Below are 23,387 nucleotides of genomic sequence, written 5' to 3' on the forward strand. Positions count from 1 at the left end.
GTAAAAACACAAAGGCATCCCCTCGCGGGATGCCTTTGTTCATTGATCGGTTTAGGTTAAAAGCCTCGTCAATTAAATCAGTGCGATTGAATCATAAAGCCGGATACTATCACAGCAACCTATCTTTAATCTTCAAGCTCTGATCACTATAAAAAAGGTTTAGGTATAAAGAACGTATTATCTTTGGCCGGAGGCGGCATTTAATTACCAACCTCCAACCGTTGATCTCTTCAATAAAAAGGTTTAGGATTTTGAGTTATTTTGTACTCTTCCTCAAAATCTCTCATCACAAACCTTAACCACGATGCATAATTTGAAGGGATTACATAACCAACCCGCAAATTTTTATGCAAAGGGATATTCAATTATTCGCCTTTAGTGGTGTTGCCGCCTTTGCCCTGGTTTTCGATCTGCAGTTTTTTGAGCATTTCGGTACCTATGAGGGCATCAATCATACCGCCGCTACCGCCCTCTTTGCCGCTTACCAATATCTCAGGAACCAACCTAATACCTGCAGCAGCCAAAGCTTCGGCCACACGCACTATGGCGTATTGTTCGGTACCCATGGCTTCGGTTTTTTGTTTGGTAACCTCGGCTTCTGATAAACCTATGGCTTTGATCTTGGCACCTTCGGCCATACCATTCACCTCTGTGGCGTTAGCGTCGGCTTTGGCGTTCACTGTTTTTGCTTCGGCATCGGCTTTGGCTATCGTGATCCTTACCTCAGCATCGGCTTTGGCGTTGATGGTCTTAGCTTCTGCCTCACCTTTTGAAGCGGCAACCCTTGAAGCGGCCATCTGGGTGTTAATCTCAACCTGGCGGGTTGATTTTACTACCTCAGGCTGCATATCGGCACCGGCACGGGCGCTTTCAAATTCTTTACGTTCAATTTGCGCGTGGCGCTGTATCTCGTAAGTAACCTTTTCCTCCTCGGCCAGTTTACGGTCGGTAAGTGTTTTCATCAGCGCTGCCGGAGGCACTATGTCACCTATCAGGGTATCCACACCAATTACGTTATAGGTTTCCAGTACGCGACCAATATGCTCACGGGCATCAGTTTGCCTTTGGATACGGTTGGCCAGGAAGCCGATCACATCACTTTTTTGGGCCGAGTTACGGAAGTAGTTGGCAATAGTTGGCTCCAGTACCTGCGATACCAGGTTTTTCATTTTACCAAACCTTGCTATCACTTTCGGTGCTTCGTTACGTGGCACGTGGATGATCTGTGACACATCCAGGTTAAAAGTAAAACCATCGCTTGACCTTACCGTAATGGTACACAGGTTCTTATCCAGTTCGTGCGACTCGGTGCGGCTATCTGCCCAGTTTAATACGATGTTGGTTGTGGGTACAATTTCAACAGCATGGGTATAGATGTTTACCGGGTGCTTACCGGGATCGAGCGGTTCGTCCCAAACCCCTTTTTCGTTACGCTTAACAATGTTACCATGTTTGAAATTATCGCCACTGGTATCCTTGCCTTCCGGGCCCACAAAGGAGTTTACAACACCTACGTAACCGATAGGGATATAGATCATATCTACCTGCTCAACGCTCACAAACCAGGGGTTAAGGTAGTAAGTACCCGCCAGGATCACGTCCTCCTGCAAACCTTTGCGACCGCCTGCGGTGATAAAAGCGATTGGGTCCTGGTAGTTTTTATGCCCTGCAACCGATTCGCCGGCTATCTCGCCTTTGTTCAGCGGCTCGCCATCCAAAGTGGTAATAATACCTACTTTGTTTTCGTGGATCTGGGTGATAGGCACCATCTCAATATCAAACAAAAATGTGTTGATGCGATAACTACCCGGTGTAAGGAAAGCTGCCTGCGGGCCTTTTTGACCATTATTATCCAAAAATGCTACCGCATCCTGAAACTTATCACAATCAACCGGTTTACCCAGCACACGGCCGGTATCAAACGAGGCACCGTCTTTTGCTTTTACCAGGCCAAGCTTGTTTTGCTCAATAATGGTAAAGGGCTGCATGATAATAGTATACTGCCATGGCCACATTTTCCAATATAAGCCCGGCGCAAGGCCACGGCCCTGCATACCAGCCTCGCCTTTGGTGGCAATGATCCGACCATCGGGCAGGCGGCTGTTACCTGTAAGGGCAAACTTTTTGATCACCAACCCAATACGGTCGTCCGGAACGATAACCATGCCGCAAAACACGCGCAAAACAAATTTGTACATCAGCAATAACACTATGACGGGTATAACCCACCACAGACTAACAATTAGATTGTCCATTTTTTTAAAGATTGTTTTTGATTTTTTTAACGGAACCCTTAAGGTGCGGGCCCTCACAACACTTATAGCTTACCTGGAAGAGTACCTTGGCTATATAGTGTCATTAAGACAGTTGCAATTAAGCTTTGTTACGAAAAATCTTAAAAATATTTTAAGGGCATCGTCAGATACATGTAATTAATTGATACACAGAAAGTAAATTTTATAACGCTTTTCAGGAAACATTTTACAACAGGTATAGTTAAATAAGTATCCTATTGTTTAATGCATACTTAACATTACCGCTATGAGTATCCCAAAAGACATCAAAAAAGAAGGCACCAGGATAAGTCCGGCAAAAGCGGGTGGACAAAAAGCCAAAGAGATCAAAACCGAAGGCCCACTAAGTGAAAAAGATGAAGTGAAGCAAGCCGAAGAGCGCACTAATAAAGGTTTGAAGAAGAGATAGTGTAAAATCAATAGACTTAAGTCGGAAGTCAAAAGATCTCTTTTTCCTCACCGCATTTCAGACTTATGACTTTAGACTAAAGACTAAGCCTTCGCTTTCAATTTTAAAAGCAATTGTATAGTTTTATCCAAACATTTTTCTGTTATGATAAAACAAGGCTTTTTATTGTTTGCTGTTGTAGTGCTTTTTATAGCATCATGTAAACCTGAAGTTTCGGTTAGGACGCTTACCGGCAAATGGAAATATATAAAAATCGAGCATCCAAATGCCAGCCCGCCCGATACCGTAAAACAAGCCGAGCTGGATGCCAACGTACCTTATATTCAGTTTACGCCCGAAATGAAATTCCTGATTGTGTGGGGCGGCAAGTTCCTGTCGCACGGCTCTTTTACGCTGAATGGCAGCAACATGAATGTAACCGAGAAACTCCCTGATGGCAAAACCCGCAATTTCGTTTTTTACGTTTCGGAACTAACCGACACTAAGATAGTTTTTGAAAGTACCGGCCCCGAAGGCTCAAAGGTTACAGCTTTGCGGGCAAGCAAATTTTAAGTCAGTTAATTCTTTGCATGCAGGCCACAAGGCTGTGCCTTGTGGCAGCAATTTACAAGTAATTTAAAATCAAGCTAATCCTGTAATCCTAAAATCAAGGTTCAATGTGCCGCAACAACATCTGTGCTTGCCTCAACCTTGTTTTTTATAAACCGCTTGCCAATAAATACAATCAGGAGTGCCAAAATTGATGAGGCTGCCATAACCGCCGCCATGGGCAGCGAGCTGTGTTGTTTTATTATAGAGATACCGATAGATGACAAGGCCCCCACCGCCATTTGCGATGCGCCCAATATTGCAGAAGCCGAGCCCGCATTTTTAGAGAAGGGAGCAAGGGATAATGCTGATGTATTGGGCGCGCAAATGCCAACGCAGCATAACACTCCAAATATCATCGCTATAGTACCACCTATCCCGAACCAATGATTTAATGAACCCGCCAAAAAAATGTGGAGATAATCACCATTAAAATAAGTGATGCGCCTATCATTTGTTCGCTTTTGTATTTTTTTATCAGCACACTGTTTAGCTGACTTGAACCAATAAACCCTACCGAAAGCCCTGCAAAGATCCAGCCGAACTGTTTTTCGCTTACTTTAAAGCCCTCAATAAACACAATGGGCGATGACGAGAACATAGGCAAACAAACCCGCGAAAGCGAACGCGCCGCCTATGGCATAGGTTACAAACTGCGCATCCTTTAAAACTGTTATAAAATGCCCTATAATCGGCCCTGGCTTTAAGGAATAAGCAGGATCGGGCTGATAGCTTTCGGGGAGCCAGAATATTACGGACAGCAATATGAGCACCGCTATAATAGTTAATACCAGGAAAATGACCTGCCATTCAAAAGCCGCGGTAATATAACTGCCTACGGTAGGGGCCAGCATAGGCGAAGCACCGAGTACCAGGATCAGCAACGAAAATACTTTGGCATTATCCTCAATCGGGAACAAATCACGCACCATGGCCATGGCGGCTACACTTGCCGCACAGCTGCCCACCGCCTGAAAAAAACGCAGTGCAATAAGCATTTCGAGCGATGAAGAGAAAAAACATCCCATTGATGACACGATGTAAAGTCCAAGCCCCCAGTATAATGGGTTTTTACGGCCAAACCTGTCGAGCAAAGGCCCATAAAGTAATTGCCCGGCGGCGATGCCAATAAAATAGCTCGATAATGACAGCGCTACCTCATCGGTACTGGTATGCAAGTACTTAGCTATGGCTTTAAAGCCCGGCAGGTACATATCGATAGAAAAAGGGCCAAGTGCCGTAAGCGAACCCAATATGAGGATCAGTACTGTATATTTTTGTTTGGTCATATTTATTTGGTCCATGGTCAATAGGCCATGGTCGATGGTGATATTGGATTTATTGTATCTTAGTGATTTTTCAAAGTCCAGGCAATTGTCTATGGACCATCGACTATGAACTCCCCTAAAACGCCTCGCCTAAATTAAGACTTATTGATGAAAAGTTTTTGCTCATGCCATAATCGAGGCTGATATTGGTTCCTGTTTTTTTATTGAACTTAAAACGCAGGCCTGTGCCGGCTGCTGGGTGCCAGTACACAAAAGCATGGTTCTCGGGCTCGGTAACGGAGTTTACGTTAGCAAATACTACAAAGCCCAATAAACCATTGCGGGTGATATCGCGGCGGTATTCAGTTTCAAAATATACCAGCCTGTCGCCCCGGTAACGGCTTTGCGGAAATCCCCTGCCCGATCGCTGATAAGGTTCCCAGCCAAGACTTGGCAGGTTAAGATAAGGTGTGCGGGGCGTAAGTGTTGTCCAGTAATAGGCCCAGAAAGCCAGCACGTTTTTAGGCCCCGAGTTGGTTAACTGCACATATTTACGCATATCGATATACAGTGACCTCCAGTCGGTATGGCTTCCAAAGGCCTTGGCATTAACCCGGTAAACTATGTTGGTATAAGCCCCGGGTAGTGGATTGATTGAGTTTTTGCGCGAATCGTATAATAAATTGAGCGTTACACCCGATGAAAACGCATCCTGATCGGCCGCAGTACCATATTTATAACCGGTAAACTTACGCAGGTTTTGATCGCCGTTGCTTTCAATATCCATATAGTAATCCAAATTATACCCTAACCCGGCATAAAAGTATGGCTTAATCTGCTTTAACACGCTTTGATAAAAGCGGAGATAATTATAATTTATCAAAAACTTATCCGCTGGCCCCTGGTTGCCACCCAAGCCCCAGGTATATTGAGGGTAAACCATCAGCCGGGTATCACCCTGTATATTCCACTCATTATTATTAAGCCAGATATTTGACCGGATAGGCAAGCCGTACCTCCCTTTCAAATTAAAATAAGGGGTAAAAGTAAAGCTTGATAAATTAGTAGTAGCTTCATCCCCCAGATAAAACCCAGCTGTTGTTGAAGTAAACAATGCTTTTCCGCCACTCCGCCCATCGGTTGTTGAGGTGGGAAAAACAGAAAAGTAGATCTTTTTCCGTTGAGTTGCCTGGTGCCGGGGTTGTATTTTAAAAAGCGAACGTACAATGTCAATAACATCCCGTTGCGGTACTGAATCTTTTTTTATGCTGATGGTATCTGCAACCGGCTGCTGTGCCAGCAACATTGCCGGAATCAAACATAAAACTATTACGCATAACCCTTTTACCATCGTACCTTAAACGAAAAATATTGACTTGCTGTTTGGCTGTTAATAATTTTAATAACGGAGAAAACAGGGCAATCGCTTCAATTTAGCTAAATTAATTGAAATAAAAAAGGCCTGTAAGCATTGAAACCTACAGGCCTTTATAACAACCATTTAAATTAATGATAGGTTGTTTGTTTTGTTACGGTTGTTTTGGTTGTGGTATAATGGTGATGGGGATGTGCCCTGCGCCAGGCAATGCGGGCAGCACGCTGCCTTTTCTCTTCGCGCCGGCGGGCTTCATTACCGATAATATAACCGCCACCGGCACCAAGCGCACCGCCAACTAAAGCGCCGCCCGCACTATGCGTAATAAGGCCACCCGCAATTGCACCGCCTGCTCCACCTATGATTGCGCCTTTGCCTTGTTTACTTATTCCCTTTTTCTGTGTGGTTTGTGCATTGGCAGTGATACTGATGGATAGCATCAGGCCAATTAAAAAGCACATATATATCATTAGCTTTTTCATAATGGTATGTATTTATAAGTGTTAACATAAACACTCATGCAAATAATAGACCATTATCGAAAATAGCGGCACAAAAATTCAACAATTAAAAGTTAACCGACAATGTTTATTTCAGGAAAGCTATTACAGCTTTTGAAAATTCGGGAGTGCGGCTGGCGCTGTTATGATCGCCCGGAACGTGAACCAGCTTTGAGCCGGGAATGAGTTTATGAAGAGCAACCTCGTCGCCGTTATCATGATCTTCGGTCCCATCTATGAGCAGTACCGGGATTTTCACCTTAGCTAACTCCTGTTTGCTGGTTGATGGCTGCCACTTTTGCTGATAGGCTAAAGCAAGTTCATCAAAAGGGTTACTGTGGATATAATTGATCATCCCATCAACATCATGAAAGCTGGTATCGCCCATTAAAGCCTTATAAGCATGAATCCTTCGCGGCCATTCGGGGTTAGTGTAAGCATCGCCCATACCACCCATTACCGCCTTTTGAACCCGTTTATCCAGCACAAACACGCGCGAAGTAATGATCGATCCGCGGGAGTATCCAACAACATCATATCGTTTCAGCCCCAGGCTTGTAGCCAGGCCCATAATGTCTTTAGCTTCGGCATCGTTAGCATAACCCGCATCATCGTGGGGCTTGTCCGACCGTCCGTTGCCCCTCTGATCCAGTATAATCACCTTATAACCAGCCGTTAACATATCATTATAAAGCTTTCCTTTTTTCCAGCCTTCGCCCGTGCCCGAAAAACCATGTACCAGTATCACCGGGAAGCCATCGCCTTTCGCTTCATAATGGATTTTAACACCATCAAACGAGGTATAATAGCTGCCCGGAGCAGTAACCGGCTGCGCTAATACACAATTGCCGGTAATCAGCATAAAAATTAACAGAGCTAAACTTGCCGATAGTTTTTTGATAACAAGCATATTTTTATTTAATAAACAGATTAATAACGGTTACCCCCACAAGCCCTATAACAGAAACAAGCGTTTCCATTAATGACCATGATTTTATAGTATCCTTAATACTTAAATTAAAATACTCTTTATACAACCAAAAACCCGAGTCGTTTACGTGCGAAAATGCCAGGCTCCCGGCCCCGATAGATAATACCATTAAATTGGGATTAATATGATTTTGCAAAACCAGCGGCGCAACAATGCCTGCAGCTGTTAGTCCGGCAACTGTTGCCGAGCCCAAACTAACGCGGATAATAGCGGCTATCACCCAGCCTAATAACAACGGCGGCAAATTGAACGATTGCAGTTGCGATGCTATCTGGCCGCTTACACCGCTGGCGGTTAAAACCTCTTTAAAGGCGCCCGATCCTGCTATGATCAATAATATCAAGGCCACATCCTTCACGGCATCGGTAAAATTGCCCGCAAGCTGGCCCATGCTTTTACCTTGTTTTATACCTAAAGTATAAGTGGCAACCATAAGCGCTATCAGCATAACAATTGAAGGATCGCCAAGAAATGTGATAAACTTTGCTACACCCGGATCCTGTATGTTAAGGTATGGAAAAAATGCGGTAAGCATTAAAAGCAAAACCGGCAATAAAGCCGTAAAAAAGCTATTGAACGCGCCGGGCAGCTTTTCGGCAGGTAACTCTTCAGCCCTGAAAGTAGCCAGCGGCTCCGACGGGATTTTTTTAAGAAATTGTGCAAACACCGGCCCCGCCAGTATAATAGCCGGAATAGCTATCATAAGTCCGTAAATAAAGGTAGTTGCCATATTAGCGTGAAATAAAGCCACTAATGCCGATGGCGACGGGTGCGGGGGCAAAAAACCATGCGTTACCGACAGCGAAGCCAGCATGGGTAAGCCTATATACACAGCCGGCAGTTTATACTTGTAAACCACCGAGAATATAAGCGGTACCATCAGCACGAAGCCAATACCATAAAACAGCGGAATGCCTATAATAAACCCAGCTGCAACCAGCGCCCATTGAATATATTTTTCGCCTACGGCGGCAACAAGTACACTCGCTATTTTTTGCGCGGCCCCGCTCACAGCAACCAGCTTTCCAAGCATAGCGCCCAGGCAAATAATGATGAGCAGCTGACCTAAAATATCACCCATGCCTTTTTGAACGGAAGCGGTTACCTTATTAATGGGTATGCCTAATAACAAACCTGCAATTATCGAAACAATGAGAAAGGCAATAAAAGGGTTTATTTTTACCAGGCTCACCAGCAAAACCAGTAAAACAATACAAAAAAAGATAGTTAACAGTACCATTAAGTTATAGGTTATGTGTGGCCAGCGGGCGTGCAACCTCAGTATAGGGCACCTGCTGATGCCAACTAAAGTAATAACAAAATTTGAGTTTAGGGTTTTTATATGGTAAAAGCTTTGATAACCCGGCCTCAATAATCAATAAGCCTTTTAATTTTGTCATTTGTACTTGAAAAACAAGCAGTTTGTGTAACTAACATACAACATGTTGCTATTTATAGCATTGTTTTATTAATTTTATAAAAAATAGTTTTAATTTTGCGTTAAAGTTTTATCCGATTAAGATTAACCCAAACCGCTATTTTACAGGATACTGTAATTTTAACACATACTTTAATACCTTTTCGGCATTTATTTCTTTAACTTTTATTATGGTAAAGCGTATTTTAGTATTAGACGACAATCAAGACATACTTGATATTGTGCATGAAACCCTTACTTATGAACAATTTGAAGTTAAAAGTACATCAATAAGCACCGATGTGCTTCCGTTAATTGAGAGTTTTGAACCGGACCTTGTTATACTTGATTACCGGGTAGCGGGTACCAATGGCGGCGAAATTTGCCGAAACATAAAAGTACATCCTAAATTTGGCAATACTCCTGTTATTATATTCTCGGCCTATGTGAACAATGAAAATGAGCTCATCGGCTACGGGTGCGACGCAATAATCAACAAACCATTTGATTTGACCGAACTTGTTGAAAAGGTTAATAACCTGCTTTAAAAACGTAATCTCAACCTCAGCGGTCAATTTACCTCCCTCTTGCACTATCCATTTAACCTTTATTTCATTTTTTTCTTCTGCTAAACCGGGATAATAATTATAAAAAAAGCAAAGAAAGCGCTTTAAAGCATTCAACATTACAAATACAGCATATTTTCAAGGTATAAATTGACTAATTATCAATACTTAAAGAGCATGATTGAAATATTGGTAATTATTTTAACTTTGTTTTATAGGTTAAAGCAAAATAATTAATTAAATACAATAAGCCCCTGATTGTATTATGGTACTATCAATAAATCAACACGAGAAAACAGAAGTAAAAAAGGCACCGGTATGCCCAAGGTGTAAATCAGAGCTTGATAACCGTGTGCCCAGAGGCTTTTTTGTGAAAAAAGTTTTGTTTTTTCTCCCTTTAAAGAGGTACATGTGCTTCAAATGCCAACGCAAGAGATACGTATTACGATAATTTATTTCATAAAAAGAAATCAACACTTACTTAAAAGTACTTTTCCTTCCTTTTCTTCTTCACCATAATATAGATATTGTATTTTGGCTGCCTGTTATTTTAAGTTTGTGGAAGAAAACGAAGCCAAGTCAAAGAAAAGATATTATTGTTCAAAATGCGGAGCCCCTTACCACTTCCAGATGCGAAGGAGTTGGTTTTTGAAAAACGTCCTGTTTTTTATACCAGTTAGGAAATATTTTTGCGCAAAGTGCAAAAAATCGGCTCACGTTTTCATCAAATAATTTTCAATTAATCAATTTCTTCGGTGTATTGATACCCTGTTATTACCAGTAAATGCAGATAATCTGCGTTTGCACTCCTCTTATACTGTTATTTTAAAGCCCCGACCTTATTTGTATACAAAAATATAATCGTTGTATATGTTATAAATACAGAATTACAGAGTATTCCCATATAAAGCCGTATAAACTACAAATTTGGATTAAGATAGTTAAGCATAATACTTGGTATAAAAATTGCTGTAATTTTCCTGATATTGTATAAAGCCATATCGCCATTGACTTTTTTGCTGATACATTTTTTTAACAGATTACCTATGCGACGGATATTAGCGGTGGACGACGACAAAGATATTTTAGAAATCATAAAATATATACTGGAAGATTCAGGCTACGAGGTTGATACCTTAACTGAAGGCAAAAATTTGTTTGACCGGATAAAGCAACATGAACCCGATTTGATTTTGCTTGACATTATGCTCGGCAATTTAGATGGCCGTGAACTTTGCAAGACCCTTAAAAACCAACAGGAAACCAAAAACATCCCTGTTATATTAATTTCGGCAAGCCATAATCCGGGTATGCTCAGCCAAGCCGGTTCGCCTGATGATTTTATAGCCAAACCCTTTGATATTGATGTTTTGCTGAATAGTATAAACAGACAATTAAGAAATGCTGCCTGATATACTGGACATGTCCCCGCAAAAAAAACGGAGCAGGCAAATATTGGCCTACCCCGTCAAATCAAAACAAAACTAAAAACTAAGCATTTATAGTAAATGCATTTTCCCGTTTAGCACGATTACGCAGCTTAAAGAAAATGACAAGGTTTAGGAAATGCATACCGCCCAATATTAAAATTATCCAGCCCACTTTATAACTCAGTACTTCAACCACTACCTGCATATTTGCAATACTGCCATACTCCTTTAAGGCCAGGCTCATATAGCCTATATTTACCAGGTAAAAGCCTACTACAAGCAGCTTGTTCACAGAATCGGCAAGTTCACTATTGCCGTGAAAAATATCCACTAAAAATATACGCCCGTTTTTAAACAGCACTTTGGCAACCCATACTGTTAATGCTATGCTTGCCAACAGGTAAATGACATAGGTTAAAATAAAGTAGTTCATGATACAAAGATTTAGTTATTATTAATTATTTAGAATTTTCAGTAAAAATTGAAAATTTTTTTGTAAAAAAATTTATTTAAACACTTTCAATATCGAACCAAAAAACCAGTTCTCTTCGGCCTTGAGCATGGTATCAAGTGTTTTGTTCACGTTATTAGCCAGCTTATTTATATCAGTAACCGTGGTTTTAAATGTTTTATAAGCCGGATCTTTTGTATCGCCATCCACCTCAGCCAGTTGATCAAGTATTTTAATGATTGGTGTAAGCTCGCGCTTTTTACGTTCTTCGGCAACACAGCGGGCTATAGTCCATACATCTTTTTCGGCGTAAAAAACTCCTTACGCTCGCCGGTTTTATGCCGCTTTTCAACCAAACCCCAATCAATGAGGTCGCGCAGGGTCATATTGGCATTACCGCGTGATATGCTTAATTCGGCCATCACTTCTTCAGTGGTCAAAGCTTCTGGCGAGATCATCAGCAAAGCATGTACCTGGGCCATGGTACGGTTAATCCCCCACTCCGACCCCAGCTTACCCCAGGCCTCAATGAACTTTAACTTTGCCTCTGCCAATTCCATGCACAAATATAAACAAGTTTTTAAACTTTCAAAAAAAAATGAAAATTTAGGTTAGAGGTTAGAGGTTAGAGGTTAGAGGTTAGAGGTTAGAGGTTAGAGGTTAGAGGTTAGAGGTTAGAGGTTAGAGGTTAATGCGCTTTCACTTGCTTTGTTTTAAAATGTAAAATAAATATGCACCACATTCTGTACGTGCAAACACAGCTGTAGCAAAGGAGCCAACGGTTTGTAAAGCACTCCGTTTACCGAAACAGCCCGCCAACGTGGTATTAAATTACTTCACAACAGCTATAGCCATGCCATCATGCTCCTTGGTTCCTACTGTTTGGATAATGGTGGCTGTTACCTGTTGGTTGGCGGCAAGCGCTTTATTAAAACGCTGCACCCCGCTAACGCGCTCATCATCACAGTTATCATCAAGTACTCTACCTTCGCGGATTACATTATCTGCAACAATAAGGGTACCGGGCCTGGAAAGTTTAAGCGCCCATTCAAAATATTCGGTATAAGGTAGCTTATCGGCATCAATAAAGATCATATCAAACGGGCCTTCATCATCGGCCTCAAGGGTTGCGAGGCTCTCCATTGCCTTGCCTACTTTAATTTCAACCACAGGGTCCAAACCGGCGTTGATGATATTCCGGCGGGCAACATCAGCATAAGCCTGTTCCAGTTCAAGCGTAACGAGCTGTCCATCGGCAGGCAGCGCGCGGGCCAGCCAAATGGTACTGTAACCGCCAAGCGTACCTATTTCCAGGATCTTTTTCGCACCACATAAATGGGCCAGTACCTGTAAAAACTTACCCTGGTTAGCCGACACATTGATGCCCGGAATACCGGCATCCTCCATTGATTTCAAAGTACCTTTCAGCACCGCGTCTTCATCCTCAAACAAATTACCTATATACTGATCAACCGATTCAAAAAGTGAAGTATCCATAACGCAAATTTTTTATTATGATAAAATTAAACACGAACTAAAAGCAAAACGCACAAAGCCTAAAGCTAATGAACTGGTTTAAATTTAAATTGCTATATGTGAAATTAATAGTTTTATAAACCTGTTTGCCGAAAACACCTTGCCTCTTGCCACGCTCAATTGAAACTTTTATACCGTAAATTTTACATGGGTTAACCGGCAGGCTCCTGGTCAGTATCGCCAGGCCGGTGTTATCAGCTAATAATTACCGAATATTGATTGTATAATTTAGATTGCTGATATTGCCTGAGTGGAAAATGTTAAAATTGTCACCATAAATACATGGAAATGTGATGGTGAGTATCGGGTGCGCATGGGCATACTTGCCAAACAACTTAAACAATTAAAACCTCATGTTATAGCTTGCCAGGAATGTTTTTACAGTGAAGAAGCAAATGCTGATACCCTGAAATTTTTGGCTGCCGAATTAAATATGCACTATTGTTTTTTACCCGGCCGATCAAAAAAAGACGGTTTGAAGGGAGTATGGTCAACAGTACATCGGGCCTGGGCATATTATCAGTTTACCCGGTTACCGAAACCGGGAGTTTTGATTTACCTGTAGTAGCCGAAGATAACGACCGCAAAGCTTTCCGGGTAAACGTAAACCTGCCATCGGGAAAAACAGTTACTGTTACCACTACCCATCTTACACACCTGGGCCAGCATAAAGGCCTAAGAAAAGCCCAGGCCGAAGCCCTTGCGGGTTTTGTTATTGAGGAAACCCCAAAACCATACCACATTGTTTGCGGCGACTTTAATGCTACACCCGATTCGGAAGCGGTTATGGCTTTCCGGGAATTATCTAAAGCTGCTGACTGTTATACCGAAGGTAATGGTACAGAACCGAGATACAGCCTTACAGACGCCTATTACAAAGCCAACAAACAGGTATGTGTTGATCAGATTTTCACTTTGCCTTTCCCTGATACGGATAATTATCCGCGGTTTATCGATTCGGCAGTGGTATTAAACGTGCCTGATGAAGAAACCGGCTTGTACCCGAGCGATCATTTCGGCATCACCACAACACTTGTAATAAATTGACTATAAACAACCTGCCGTCAATCGGTAATTTTACCATCCAAAATATAGCGGTTCAAACAATCCGCTCTTTTCATCCATAAAAAACCACCATGAGCAAGCTATTTTATGTTATTGGCGCATCCGGAGCAGGCAAAGACACCTTGATGAATTACGCCCGCAAGCAAATTAACGGATCGGAAAATGTGGTATTTGCACACCGGTATATTACCCGTCCGCCATTTTCTGGCAATGAGAACCACGTTAGCTTAACCAATGAGGAATTTGCATTAAGAAGCAAAGCCGGGATGTTTGCTTTAAGCTGGGGCAGCCACGATAAATACTATGGCATAGGCCAGGAAATAAACAACTGGCTTAATAAAGGCTTTAATGTGGTGGTTAACGGATCGCGCGAATACCTGCCCGTTGCACAGCGGCTCTACCCCGATCTGATAGTAATACTAGTAACTGCGAGTCCCGAAGCTATTGCAAGTCGCCTGGTTGGGCGCGGACGGGAAAACACTGAAGAAATAGCCAATCGTATAGCCCGCACTGCCGAACTCAACACCAATCTCGAAAACTGCATCGAAATACAGAATGACGGTGCTATTGAACTTGCCGGGAACGAACTGGTAAACCTGGTCTCGGTAACGGAAAAACAACTGGCTTAAACCTGCTTTCAATATGTGATGAAAACTATTGATGGTTCAATACACCGAAAGATTACTGAGCTGGCAATTGCAGTAGATATTTTAGTTTTTTTGAAGGCGAACCGTGAAATACTTAAATATACTGATAAAGGGGTATTTCAAGGAGATGATATTAAAGCTATTTTTGAAAAATACTTAGAAAAGTATTTAAATATCGAACCTAAACCCTATCAATATAAATTAGCCATCTGCCCTTAACAGCAAATGGCTTTTTTATTTATATAAAAATCTCAAATATTGTTGCAAGCTATCGCAAGGTAGCATAATTATAAAACTGCAACCTGCCATTCCCTTGTATAGTAATGGTTTTGGTTTCAGTGGCGCCCTGGGCATTTTTGAGGGTAATATGCACCTGGTTATCTCCTTTTTGCAAAGGGATCCGTGCATAAGAAATATAAGCCGGCAGGCTTTGCCAGTTGCGGGTATCTGCTTTTTCAGATAGTAAGCTGTAAAGCTGAATGCCATAACCGAGCCCTTCCAATAACCCGTTGGTTTTGCCATCACTTTTGGCAGCTGCACGTATCGAATATTCGGCTATCTTCTTCACAGCAAGGCGCGACAGGATCCCGCTCATTTCTTTTAATGCACGCTGCTGCAAAGTTTTAAATGCCAGCTCATTAATATCTTCAGCTTTTACCAATGACGCATCCTGGTTATTAACCGAGATACTTGCGCTTGAATAATATGGCGTTTGCGCAACATATTTAGGAAATGCAACCCGTAGGCTTTCAACCGACTTGGTGTTCACCCTGTTCCTGTCACCGTCGTAATTAAAGGGAATTACCAGGCCTCCGGCAGCATCGGTAAAAAACAAGTCGCCGTTGCTGTTACGGATCAGGCTAAAAAACAGGTCGACCTGCGTTTTTACCGGGGCAAGGCCGTTCTCCCAAAAAATATCAGCTCACCGCCTTCCGATGGTTTTACAGGTTCATATTTAATGCCAAAGGTTGTTTCAAACTGGTCAGCTTCTGTTGTAAAACCGTTCAGCTTTGCCGTGCGGATCACGTCCTCCTCCAGTTCAACGGGCATCGGGGTACCGTAATAAGTTTTATCAGGACTTTTAAGGTAGATCTCAGCCGCGTTCCTGTATGATATAAATGCATTGTTTACATCGTTGTTGCTTTCATACAACATCCCCTGCAACGTCAGCGAAAATGCGTCGTTTGAGTAACGGCTGTCTTTATTGTTATACTTATCGCCCTGTTCCTGAGCCTGTAAAGTAATACGACGGGCTTCAACAATTGCATCCTCTGTTTTATTCAGGTACAAATAATTGAGCGCCTTATAATAATGGATCATGAACTTTTCAAAATCCTCTCCTTTATACCTTTGCGATGCGGAATTAAGCAAAACGCCAACAGCGGCGTCAGATGCGCTGGTCAAACCTTCATCAAGCAACTGATCGGCCTGGTTAAAGTAGTTGTTGCTATTTTCGTACTCGCCTTTTAAATGGCAGATCCTCCCCTTCTCCATCAGGTACAGGAGCTTATTTCGGGGCTTTTGAATCAGGCTGTTATTATCAAGCTCCTTCTCGGCCTGGGGATAGTTACCGGCCGATACATTTTTGTAATAAGGAGCAACACTTTGATTATAGGTTGAACACGCCGATAAAAAAAGCATCAGCCCGATAAAAGAAAATACCCGGAGAATATGCGTACGTAAGTTGATCATTATTAAATGCAAACTGCCCCGAACACAGGCGTACCATGTTCAGGGCAATGATGTTTACCAGCTTTAGTTTTTAACGTATTTGGCAATTTTCTTTTCGCCTATCCAAACCACTTCATTTGTTTGAATGTTGGTAAGCTCCAGATTTACCTGGTAGTAAACAACTTTTTGGCGTTTGTGCGAATCAACTATTGAATTGATTGAGCCCTGCAGTATATAATCGGCACCATTTTCCAGGCCAAATTTTTTCATGCTTGATACCGTAGCGTTTGTTTGCTGATCGGCCTTTTCGGCACGTAACTCATCACGTTTTTTACCGCCCTGCACCAAACGTACTTTTTGCGATTGGATGAATGAGCTTTCAATATCAGTTAAGAATGTTTCGGCATCAATATGTTCGTGGCTTTTATTTTGTACAAAGCCAACTATAACTACCGGGCGTTTACCCTGGTGCTCGTTAAGGTGAGTATCTATCCAGTTAGCACCTAAAATTTTTCCGGTAAGCTCATCGGCTGCCATTCGTGCATCACTGTTATTCCAGTTGCCGCTAACATCAATAGTTTGGTCGGTGCTAACGCGTGTAACCTGCCTTGAACATGAGGCTATAAAAATCCCTGAAACTGCTATTGCAGCAACTGTTAAAATCCTGTTAAATTTCATTTGTAGTATATTATAAATTATGATGTGTTAGATTGATTGTTGCTTAATTTGTTACCAGCCAAAACCGATACCGATGCTTGTACGGCCGCCCCAGCGGCCACCATAATAGCCGCCCCAGCGATTGCCCCATCCATAGTTTAAAAATGGCGAATAAGAGTAGCCGCCATATAAGCCCCATGACGGTGAATAATCATAATATCCGTTCATGCGTTCCTCATGCCGCCACGCGCGGTTTTGACGGCGGCGTTCCAGTTTGGCTTCATACCAATCGTAAGCTTTGTAAGTATTTTGTATGGTTACCCCGTGCAGGCTGTTCAGGGTATCGGCAACCCTGATATATTTTGCCTGGCTTTCCATGTAGCGTGGATTTTGATCGGCAACCAGCGATGCTGTTTCCTGGGCCTTTACGGCGCCACTAAACAAACCGCCTAAAAGCATCAAGCCTATCATAAAGATATTCCTTTTCATTGCGCTTAATTTAATAAGTAAAGTTACGTAAAATGCAGTCCAAATATTACACAGGCACCGGGCATAAACCGTTAAATTATGTTAATCGGGAGCATTTTTACTTAATTATGAATTGCAGGAGTACCATACGTTTTTTTAACCATGAAAATGGTCTATATCATTGTCACTATCGGTCATGGTGGCGCGTCATGATGATATATTTAACATTTATATAAAGCTAAAAGCAAAATGCACAAAGCCTAAAGCTTAACATTCTGTTTATTAACATTATTTAATTATTTTATGTGAATTAATTATTAGACGCTCTATCATATCATGAAAAAATCAACCTATACCCTGTTTATTATTGGCTTTACTGCGATACTGTCTGCCTCGGTTGCCAACGCGCAAACCAAGGCCTTTAAACCAAAAGACCAGCAGTTATTTAACACCATCGCACACATGGATAGTGTAATGTTCAACGCCTTTAACGGCCGTAATTTAGAAGTGATGAAAACACTGTTTGCGCCCGATGTTGAATTTTATAATGACGGTAAGGGCTTAACCGACTATGACGGCACCATGGCCGGCTTTAAAGGAATTTTTGAAAACAAACAAGCCGCCGACCTGCGCCGCGACCTGCTTAAAGAAACGCTTGAGGTTTACCCCATGCCCGGTTTTGGCGCTATTGAAATGGGTACGCATCGTTTCACACATACCGAAAACGGCCAACCGGTAATCGGCCTAATGAAATTCGTACACATTTGGCAGTATAAGGACGGGCAATGGAAAGTGACAAGGGTAGTAAGTGTAGGACATTAATTATGCTAACAGATCCGTTAAGTGTTTTGAATTTCCCTCTCAAGCGCGGGGCTTTCGCAATATAACCCGCCGGTTCAGGCATTCGTGCTTGAACCGGCAATCGCGCCATTTTTAACTATCACCAACTCTCAAGTTTCTTCAATACGAACTCACATTGCTATAGTCAACATTTGTAATCCCGCTATAATCAGGCACAAACGTATTTTCGCTGCTGATGGCCATATCAAACTCAAACGATGCCGGATAAGGTGTGTTTAACAAACTGCCTTTGGGGATGTAAGGGAACAACTCGCCATAAGTCAGGATCTGGCTGTGGTTAACACGACGGTAAATATACATGCGGTGCAGGTCGCACGGTTTGCTTAAACCCGCGGCACCTATCATTTGAATGGCGCTGCTCACCGTTTGCCGGTGAAAATTTGCCACACGTACTTTTTTATCATCCACTACCAGGCCTTTCATCAGGCTTTTATCCTGTGTAGCCACACCGGTTGGACAGGTGTTCGTGTTGCATTCCAGCGCCTGGATGCAGCCAAGGGCGAACATCATGCCACGGGCACTGTTGCACATATCGGCGCCGAGGGCAAAATTTTTGACCAGGTCAAAACCCGTGGCTACTTTGCCTGATGCTATAAGCTTGATATGTTTTTTAAGATCGAACCCGGTCAGCGCATCATAAACAAAAGCCAAAGCCTCGCGCAGCGGCATCCCTACCGAGTTACTGAACTCAAGCGGGGCAGCGCCGGTGCCGCCTTCTCCTCCATCAACAGTAATAAAATCAGGAGTAATGCCTGTTTTAACCATGGCCTTGCAAATAGCTAAAAACTCGCTTTTATGACCTACACACAATTTAAATCCGATTGGCTTGCCGCCTGAAAGATCCCGAAGCTTTTGAATAAATACCATCAGCTCCAATGGATTGGTGAACGCGGTATGGTATGGCGGCGATACTACATCCTCCCCCATCTCCACCAGCCTGATCCGTGCAATTTCAGGAGTGACTTTGGCAGCGGGCAATATCCCGCCATGACCGGGCTTTGCTCCTTGCGACAGCTTGATCTCGATCATTTTCACTTGTGGCAGCACCGCGCGTTCGGCAAAGGCATTGTAGTTGATAGTACCATCCTTATGGCGGCAACTGAAATAGCCGGTGCCTATTTGCCAAATGATATCGCCGCCCGGTTGCAAGTGGTAATCACTCAATCCGCCCTCGCCGGTGTTATGCGCAAAGTTATCCAGTTTTGCACCGCCGTTAAGGGCCAGTATGGCGTTCATACTCAACGAACCAAAGCTCATGGCCGAAATATTAAATACGCTGGCCATATAAGGCTGCGTACAGGATGCCCCGCCGACCTTTACACGGGGATCCATATTTAATTTATGGTGATCAATAGCGGCGATGCTATGGTTAAGCCATTCGTAGCCATTATCATAAACATCAAGCTCGGTACCAAAGGGGCGGGTGTCATCAACCTTTTTGGCTCGCTGGTAAATTACGCTCCTGTTTTGACGGTTAAAAGGCGTACCGTTGGTATCGCTTTCAATAAAGTACTGGTATATTTTGGGTCTTAACTCTTCCATCAAATACCTCAGGTGGCCAAATACAGGGTAATTGCGCACAATGCTATGCTTAGGCTGCACCATATCATAAAAACCGATAAGATATATAGGTCCAATGAACAGGAACGACCATGCAGCGGGTGGCCAGATGACAGTCCACAAAGCAAGCATACTGAATATGATAAAGAACGAAACAACGAAGAGCTTTCTCATGGATAGTTAATTTTATATGAAGCGGCTATTAAGTTTGATAAAAATAGATTTATAATTTAAACAATAGGGCAAATTTGTGGTTAAGAAACTTACTCAATGTCGTTTTAAAGTCAAAAAGTAAAAATAGATGTTTAAACATCTATTTTTGTGCTTATCTTTGTATCAACAAAAAAGAAATAAAAATCATGGCAACAGAAACAGCAACAAAATGGGTTATTGACCCTATGCACTCAGAAGTACAATTTAAAGTTAAACACCTGGTTATTTCAACCGTGAGTGGTTTTTTCAAAAGCTTTAACGGTGAGTTATTAACTGATAATGATGATTTTGAAAATGCTGAAATTGATTTCTCTTTAGATATCAACAGCATTGACACCAATCAGACACAACGCGACGAGCACTTGAAATCGGCCGAATTTTTTGACGCTGAAAAATATCCACAGATTGTTTTCAAATCAACTTCATTTACCAAAACTGATGATGAAGAGTATGAATTGAAAGGTAACCTGACCATTAAAGATCAAACCAAACCGGTAACGCTCGACGTAGAATTTGGTGGTTCGGCTGCCGACTTTTATGGCAATACCAAAGCTGGTTTCGAGATCAGCGGTAAAATCAACCGTAAAGATTTCGGTTTAACCTGGGACGGTGTAACCGAAGCCGGTTCAATTGTAGTTGGCGAAGACATTAAATTGTTGATCAACATACAGTTTACTAAACAAGCTTAATTGTTTTAATACTGTTGCTGTGTTTTAACTTTTAAAATGCCGCTGTTGTTAAAGGATCCAAACAACACGGCATTATTGAAACAGCAAAACAGGTTAAAATTTAAATAGCAAAGCCATTCTGATTTAATCGGGATGGCTTTGTTGTTTTTAGATGGATTTTGCTTTCAATTGGTTAATTTTAAAACGAGTAACCAAGCCTTATGAAACACCTTTCAATTCTGTTCGTTATTTTACTAATATCAGCATGTACTCACCCTCAAAAGAGGAAAAAAGTAAATTCATTGATAAACATCGTTAAAGCAGACAATACATCCCCCTCTATAAACGACACTATAAACATCAGCACTGTTAAAACAGATACGATCAAATACTCAAAAAAAGAGCTAAAAAGAATTCTGTACTACAACTCCGAATTGGGTAATAAGATACCGCTTTCTCCGGATGCTACCTACAACGAGGGGCCATTAAGTAACCGTCCCAACGATACAAGTTATATAAACTACGGCAGCGAGAATGGGATGGACAATTATTATCTCTTATACGCGTATTTCCTGATGCTTAAAACCGGGAAGGAAAAATATGCGGATCAAAGAGAGAAATTGATCAAAATGTATCAGGATATAAATTTTATATATGAACAGCTGGCCGGCGGAGGTACGTATTTCGACCATCAGCAAGCACGTATATTTGGCTACGCTGAATATTCTGTTTATAAATACAAATACCATGAAGAGAATAAGGATTTTAAAAAATATAATGTAGTAAAACAAAAACAGCTTTACATCAAGCTGCTAAAACAACATATTGATGATGAATTAAATGCTATATTTTTTACTGGCGAGGAAACCCAAAAGCTTAAATTAAAAAAAGCATTGACAGAAAAGGCTGATGATATCGATCATTTAATAACAGGATATTTTTACCTGGAAGAGGCCCAGGAGTTTCAAAATTCGAAATACTACTAAAGAACTAAACGGCAGTTATCAATTTCAAGTTTTACCAAATGTCAATAACCTTGATTTTCAAGCGCTTTTTAAACCAAGTAGCTGTATCTTTGTTTTTATACTTATGTTAATTAAAATATATCCCGAAAACCCTAATCCAAAGGCTATTGAGCAGGTGGTTGAGGTGTTAAAAAAAGGCGGCCTCATCATATACCCTACCGATACCATTTATGGTTTAGGCTGCGATATCACCAACCACCGCGCTATTGAGGCCATTTGTAAGATCAGGAACATCAAACCCGAAAAAGCAAACTTCTCATTCATTTGCTATGATCTGAGCCATATTTCTGATTACATCAAACCGATTGACAATACTACTTTTCGCGTGCTCAAGAAAGCGTTGCCGGGGCCATTTACATTCATATTCAATGCCAGTCATATGGTTCCCAAAATGCTCAGCTCCAACAAAAAAACGGTTGGTATCAGGGTGCCCGACAATAATATAGCCCGCGAAATTGTGCGTGTGTTGGGTAATCCGATACTTTCTACATCTATAAGGGACGACGACGATATTATCGAGTACTCAACCGATCCGGAGCTGATCCACGAAAAATATGAAGACCTGGTGGATATTGTGATCGATGGTGGTTATGGCGACAACATCCCATCAACCATAGTTGATTGCACTACCGGCGACTTTGATATTGTTCGTGAAGGTAAAGGTGATTTGGAGTTGTATTTGTAGAAAAGCCTTAAATATTACAGGGCATTGCACTACTATGTGAACACATCTTTAACTAAAAGAAAATGTCATTTCGATTGAGCAGCTGGGCATCGGCGCTGGGGCGAAAGAGAAATCTCCTACGCCTGTAGAGCCGTACACATGTTTTAGAACAAGGCGTATAAGATTTCTCCTGCCCCCTTCACACATTTTCCACAACCGGTCTCGTCGAAATGACATTCGGTTTTATTCATTAATATTCATCGCCCGGTGTATATTTTTTTACGGCCTTATCCCTTTCACAAACCCCTCAATGTTATCCATATAACCTTCCTCACCTAAAAGCTTCACAAATTTGCTGCCTATTATTGCCCCATTGGCATAATTACATGCTTTGGTAAAGCTGCTGCTATCAGTAATCCCAAAACCAATAATGGTTGGATTCTTTAGCTTCATCGCGGTAATGCGTTTGTAGTATTCTTCTACACTATCACTCAGTTTCAGGTTATAGCCGGTTATTGTTGATGACGACAGCAGGTAGATAAAGCTGTTGCTCAGTTCATCAATTTTGCGGATGCGCTCTTCGGATGTTTGCGGGGTTACCAGGAATATATTGCTCAGGCCGTTATCGATAAAATATGACGAGTACATTTTTTCATATTCATAGATCGGCAGATCGGGTACAATAATACCGTCAACACCTACCTCGGCAGCCTTTTTACAAAACCGTTCAACACCATATTGTGCAATGGGATTAAAATAGCCCATAAGCAAAATAGGAATACTTACCCTGCTGCGCAGTTCGGCAAGCTCTTCAAACAAAACTTTAAGGCTCATGCCATTTTCCAATGCTACCTCTGAGCTATGCTGAATAGTCGGGCCATCAGCGACGGGATCAGAATAAGGAAAACCGATCTCCAGGAAATCGGCACCTGATTTCTCAAGGGCTTCAGCAATATCAACTGTAGTGTTCAGCGCTGGGTAACCGGCGGTAAAGTATATAGATAACAGGTTATTGTTTTTTGATGCAAAAAGTTTGTTTAAACGGTTCATTGTATTTTATTTG

The 23,387-nt window shown here is 41.9% G+C and carries 29 protein-coding genes; 12 read left to right on the forward strand and 17 right to left on the reverse strand.

From position 1 onward, the window contains the following. Window positions 1-365: 365 nt before the first annotated feature. The gene (locus tag ACQ86K_RS21950) at window positions 366-2,255 is read right to left on the reverse strand and encodes an SPFH domain-containing protein (RefSeq protein ID WP_091174356.1); all 1,890 of its coding nucleotides are present in this window, start codon (window positions 2,253-2,255) and stop codon (window positions 366-368) included. A gap of 286 nt (window positions 2,256-2,541) precedes the next feature. On the opposite strand from ACQ86K_RS21950, the gene ACQ86K_RS21955 reads away from it, so the two are divergent. The 3 genes from ACQ86K_RS21955 (at window position 2,542) to ACQ86K_RS21965 (ending at window position 3,681) form a co-directional block, all read left to right on the forward strand. Further along, window positions 2,542-2,703, forward strand: a complete 162-nt coding sequence (locus ACQ86K_RS21955; RefSeq protein WP_176844569.1) for a hypothetical protein — start codon at window positions 2,542-2,544, stop codon at window positions 2,701-2,703. A 144-nt stretch (window positions 2,704-2,847) separates the two neighbouring features. Then, window positions 2,848-3,255 (forward strand): hypothetical protein, encoded by a 408-nt coding sequence (locus tag ACQ86K_RS21960; RefSeq protein ID WP_091174360.1) that lies wholly within the window; start codon window positions 2,848-2,850, stop codon window positions 3,253-3,255. A 156-nt stretch (window positions 3,256-3,411) separates the two neighbouring features. Then, a complete protein-coding gene (locus tag ACQ86K_RS21965) occupies window positions 3,412-3,681 on the forward strand; it encodes a hypothetical protein (RefSeq protein ID WP_431198786.1) in 270 nt (89 codons plus the stop codon). Between the two features lies 1 nt (window position 3,682). Here ACQ86K_RS21965 and ACQ86K_RS21970 read toward each other — a convergent pair whose 3' ends face one another. The 6 genes from ACQ86K_RS21970 to ACQ86K_RS21995 form a co-directional block, all read right to left on the reverse strand. Further along, window positions 3,683-3,892, reverse strand: coding sequence for a hypothetical protein (locus tag ACQ86K_RS21970; protein WP_431198787.1), 210 nt, complete (start codon window positions 3,890-3,892; stop codon window positions 3,683-3,685). Next, entirely contained in the window at window positions 3,861-4,595 is a 735-nt protein-coding gene (locus ACQ86K_RS21975) for a Bcr/CflA family efflux MFS transporter (RefSeq protein WP_431198788.1), read from the reverse strand. Before ACQ86K_RS21975 ends, ACQ86K_RS21970 begins: the two co-directional genes overlap by 32 nt. A 100-nt stretch (window positions 4,596-4,695) precedes the next feature. After that, on the reverse strand, window positions 4,696-5,910 hold the full coding sequence (locus ACQ86K_RS21980; RefSeq protein WP_091174367.1) for a hypothetical protein: 1,215 nt from the start codon (window positions 5,908-5,910) through the stop codon (window positions 4,696-4,698). Window positions 5,911-6,065: 155 nt separating this feature from the next. Further along, entirely contained in the window at window positions 6,066-6,416 is a 351-nt protein-coding gene (locus ACQ86K_RS21985) for a glycine zipper domain-containing protein (protein ID WP_090533047.1), read from the reverse strand. Between the two features lie 106 nt (window positions 6,417-6,522). Continuing rightward, the gene (locus tag ACQ86K_RS21990) at window positions 6,523-7,344 is read right to left on the reverse strand and encodes an alpha/beta fold hydrolase (RefSeq protein ID WP_218134512.1); all 822 of its coding nucleotides are present in this window, start codon (window positions 7,342-7,344) and stop codon (window positions 6,523-6,525) included. 4 nt (window positions 7,345-7,348) lie between these two features. Then, window positions 7,349-8,665 carry a gluconate:H+ symporter gene (locus tag ACQ86K_RS21995; protein WP_091174370.1) on the reverse strand — a complete coding sequence of 439 codons (1,317 nt, stop codon included), beginning with the start codon at window positions 8,663-8,665 and terminating at the stop codon, window positions 7,349-7,351. Window positions 8,666-9,033: 368 nt separating this feature from the next. On the opposite strand from ACQ86K_RS21995, the gene ACQ86K_RS22000 reads away from it, so the two are divergent. Together ACQ86K_RS22000 and ACQ86K_RS22005 are read left to right on the forward strand one after the other, a co-directional pair. Next, window positions 9,034-9,390, forward strand: coding sequence for a response regulator (locus ACQ86K_RS22000; protein WP_091174373.1), 357 nt, complete (start codon window positions 9,034-9,036; stop codon window positions 9,388-9,390). Between the two features lie 1,064 nt (window positions 9,391-10,454). After that, a complete protein-coding gene (locus ACQ86K_RS22005; RefSeq protein WP_091174378.1) occupies window positions 10,455-10,820 on the forward strand; it encodes a response regulator in 366 nt (121 codons plus the stop codon). 79 nt (window positions 10,821-10,899) lie between these two features. Here ACQ86K_RS22005 and ACQ86K_RS22010 read toward each other — a convergent pair whose 3' ends face one another. The 4 genes from ACQ86K_RS22010 to ACQ86K_RS22025 form a co-directional block, all read right to left on the reverse strand. Continuing rightward, complete coding sequence (locus tag ACQ86K_RS22010; RefSeq protein WP_091174382.1) at window positions 10,900-11,271, reverse strand: hypothetical protein; 372 nt, start codon at window positions 11,269-11,271, stop codon at window positions 10,900-10,902. A 72-nt stretch (window positions 11,272-11,343) separates the two neighbouring features. Further along, entirely contained in the window at window positions 11,344-11,499 is a 156-nt protein-coding gene (locus ACQ86K_RS22015) for a hypothetical protein (protein ID WP_431198789.1), read from the reverse strand. A 74-nt stretch (window positions 11,500-11,573) separates the two neighbouring features. Then, window positions 11,574-11,849, reverse strand: a complete 276-nt coding sequence (locus tag ACQ86K_RS22020; RefSeq protein ID WP_431198790.1) for a GbsR/MarR family transcriptional regulator — start codon at window positions 11,847-11,849, stop codon at window positions 11,574-11,576. A 271-nt stretch (window positions 11,850-12,120) separates the two neighbouring features. Next, entirely contained in the window at window positions 12,121-12,786 is a 666-nt protein-coding gene (locus tag ACQ86K_RS22025) for an O-methyltransferase (RefSeq protein ID WP_091174390.1), read from the reverse strand. 525 nt (window positions 12,787-13,311) lie between these two features. On the opposite strand from ACQ86K_RS22025, the gene ACQ86K_RS22030 reads away from it, so the two are divergent. The 3 genes from ACQ86K_RS22030 to ACQ86K_RS22040 all read left to right on the forward strand — a co-directional run bounded on the left by ACQ86K_RS22030 (window position 13,312) and on the right by ACQ86K_RS22040 (window position 14,756). After that, on the forward strand, window positions 13,312-13,872 hold the full coding sequence (locus ACQ86K_RS22030) for an endonuclease/exonuclease/phosphatase family protein (RefSeq protein ID WP_431198791.1): 561 nt from the start codon (window positions 13,312-13,314) through the stop codon (window positions 13,870-13,872). Window positions 13,873-13,961: 89 nt separating this feature from the next. Beyond that, on the forward strand, window positions 13,962-14,519 hold the full coding sequence (gene phnN / locus ACQ86K_RS22035) for a phosphonate metabolism protein/1,5-bisphosphokinase (PRPP-forming) PhnN (RefSeq protein ID WP_091174397.1): 558 nt from the start codon (window positions 13,962-13,964) through the stop codon (window positions 14,517-14,519). 18 nt (window positions 14,520-14,537) lie between these two features. Then, window positions 14,538-14,756, forward strand: coding sequence for a hypothetical protein (locus tag ACQ86K_RS22040; protein ID WP_091174400.1), 219 nt, complete (start codon window positions 14,538-14,540; stop codon window positions 14,754-14,756). A gap of 49 nt (window positions 14,757-14,805) precedes the next feature. Here the strand turns inward: ACQ86K_RS22040 and ACQ86K_RS22045 are convergent, their stop codons facing one another. The 4 genes from ACQ86K_RS22045 to ACQ86K_RS22060 form a co-directional block, all read right to left on the reverse strand. Then, window positions 14,806-15,372 (reverse strand): hypothetical protein, encoded by a 567-nt coding sequence (locus tag ACQ86K_RS22045; RefSeq protein ID WP_431198792.1) that lies wholly within the window; start codon window positions 15,370-15,372, stop codon window positions 14,806-14,808. A 50-nt stretch (window positions 15,373-15,422) separates the two neighbouring features. Further along, a complete protein-coding gene (locus ACQ86K_RS22050) occupies window positions 15,423-16,229 on the reverse strand; it encodes a hypothetical protein (protein WP_431198793.1) in 807 nt (268 codons plus the stop codon). A 63-nt stretch (window positions 16,230-16,292) separates the two neighbouring features. Next, on the reverse strand, window positions 16,293-16,886 hold the full coding sequence (locus ACQ86K_RS22055) for a penicillin-binding protein activator LpoB (protein WP_090533063.1): 594 nt from the start codon (window positions 16,884-16,886) through the stop codon (window positions 16,293-16,295). Window positions 16,887-16,937: 51 nt separating this feature from the next. Beyond that, a complete protein-coding gene (locus tag ACQ86K_RS22060) occupies window positions 16,938-17,354 on the reverse strand; it encodes a hypothetical protein (protein WP_091174405.1) in 417 nt (138 codons plus the stop codon). Between the two features lie 315 nt (window positions 17,355-17,669). On the opposite strand from ACQ86K_RS22060, the gene ACQ86K_RS22065 reads away from it, so the two are divergent. After that, the gene (locus ACQ86K_RS22065; protein WP_091174409.1) at window positions 17,670-18,155 is read left to right on the forward strand and encodes a nuclear transport factor 2 family protein; all 486 of its coding nucleotides are present in this window, start codon (window positions 17,670-17,672) and stop codon (window positions 18,153-18,155) included. 138 nt (window positions 18,156-18,293) lie between these two features. On the opposite strand, the gene ACQ86K_RS22070 is transcribed toward ACQ86K_RS22065, so the two are convergent. Beyond that, window positions 18,294-19,928 (reverse strand): FMN-binding glutamate synthase family protein, encoded by a 1,635-nt coding sequence (locus tag ACQ86K_RS22070; protein ID WP_091174413.1) that lies wholly within the window; start codon window positions 19,926-19,928, stop codon window positions 18,294-18,296. A gap of 185 nt (window positions 19,929-20,113) precedes the next feature. Between ACQ86K_RS22070 and ACQ86K_RS22075 the strand changes: the two genes are divergently transcribed. The 3 genes from ACQ86K_RS22075 to ACQ86K_RS22085 all read left to right on the forward strand — a co-directional run bounded on the left by ACQ86K_RS22075 (window position 20,114) and on the right by ACQ86K_RS22085 (window position 22,345). Continuing rightward, window positions 20,114-20,656, forward strand: a complete 543-nt coding sequence (locus tag ACQ86K_RS22075) for a YceI family protein (protein WP_091174417.1) — start codon at window positions 20,114-20,116, stop codon at window positions 20,654-20,656. A gap of 200 nt (window positions 20,657-20,856) precedes the next feature. Next, a complete protein-coding gene (locus ACQ86K_RS22080; RefSeq protein WP_091174422.1) occupies window positions 20,857-21,621 on the forward strand; it encodes a hypothetical protein in 765 nt (254 codons plus the stop codon). Window positions 21,622-21,724: 103 nt separating this feature from the next. Continuing rightward, window positions 21,725-22,345, forward strand: a complete 621-nt coding sequence (locus tag ACQ86K_RS22085) for an L-threonylcarbamoyladenylate synthase (RefSeq protein ID WP_090533076.1) — start codon at window positions 21,725-21,727, stop codon at window positions 22,343-22,345. A 258-nt stretch (window positions 22,346-22,603) separates the two neighbouring features. On the opposite strand, the gene trpA is transcribed toward ACQ86K_RS22085, so the two are convergent. Then, a complete protein-coding gene (trpA, locus tag ACQ86K_RS22090; protein WP_091174429.1) occupies window positions 22,604-23,374 on the reverse strand; it encodes a tryptophan synthase subunit alpha in 771 nt (256 codons plus the stop codon). Between the last annotated feature and the right edge of the window lie 13 nt (window positions 23,375-23,387).

Origin of the sequence: Mucilaginibacter sp. P19, assembly GCF_050632265.1 — a bacterium.
Classification (GTDB): Bacteria; Bacteroidota; Bacteroidia; order Sphingobacteriales; family Sphingobacteriaceae; genus Mucilaginibacter; species Mucilaginibacter gossypii.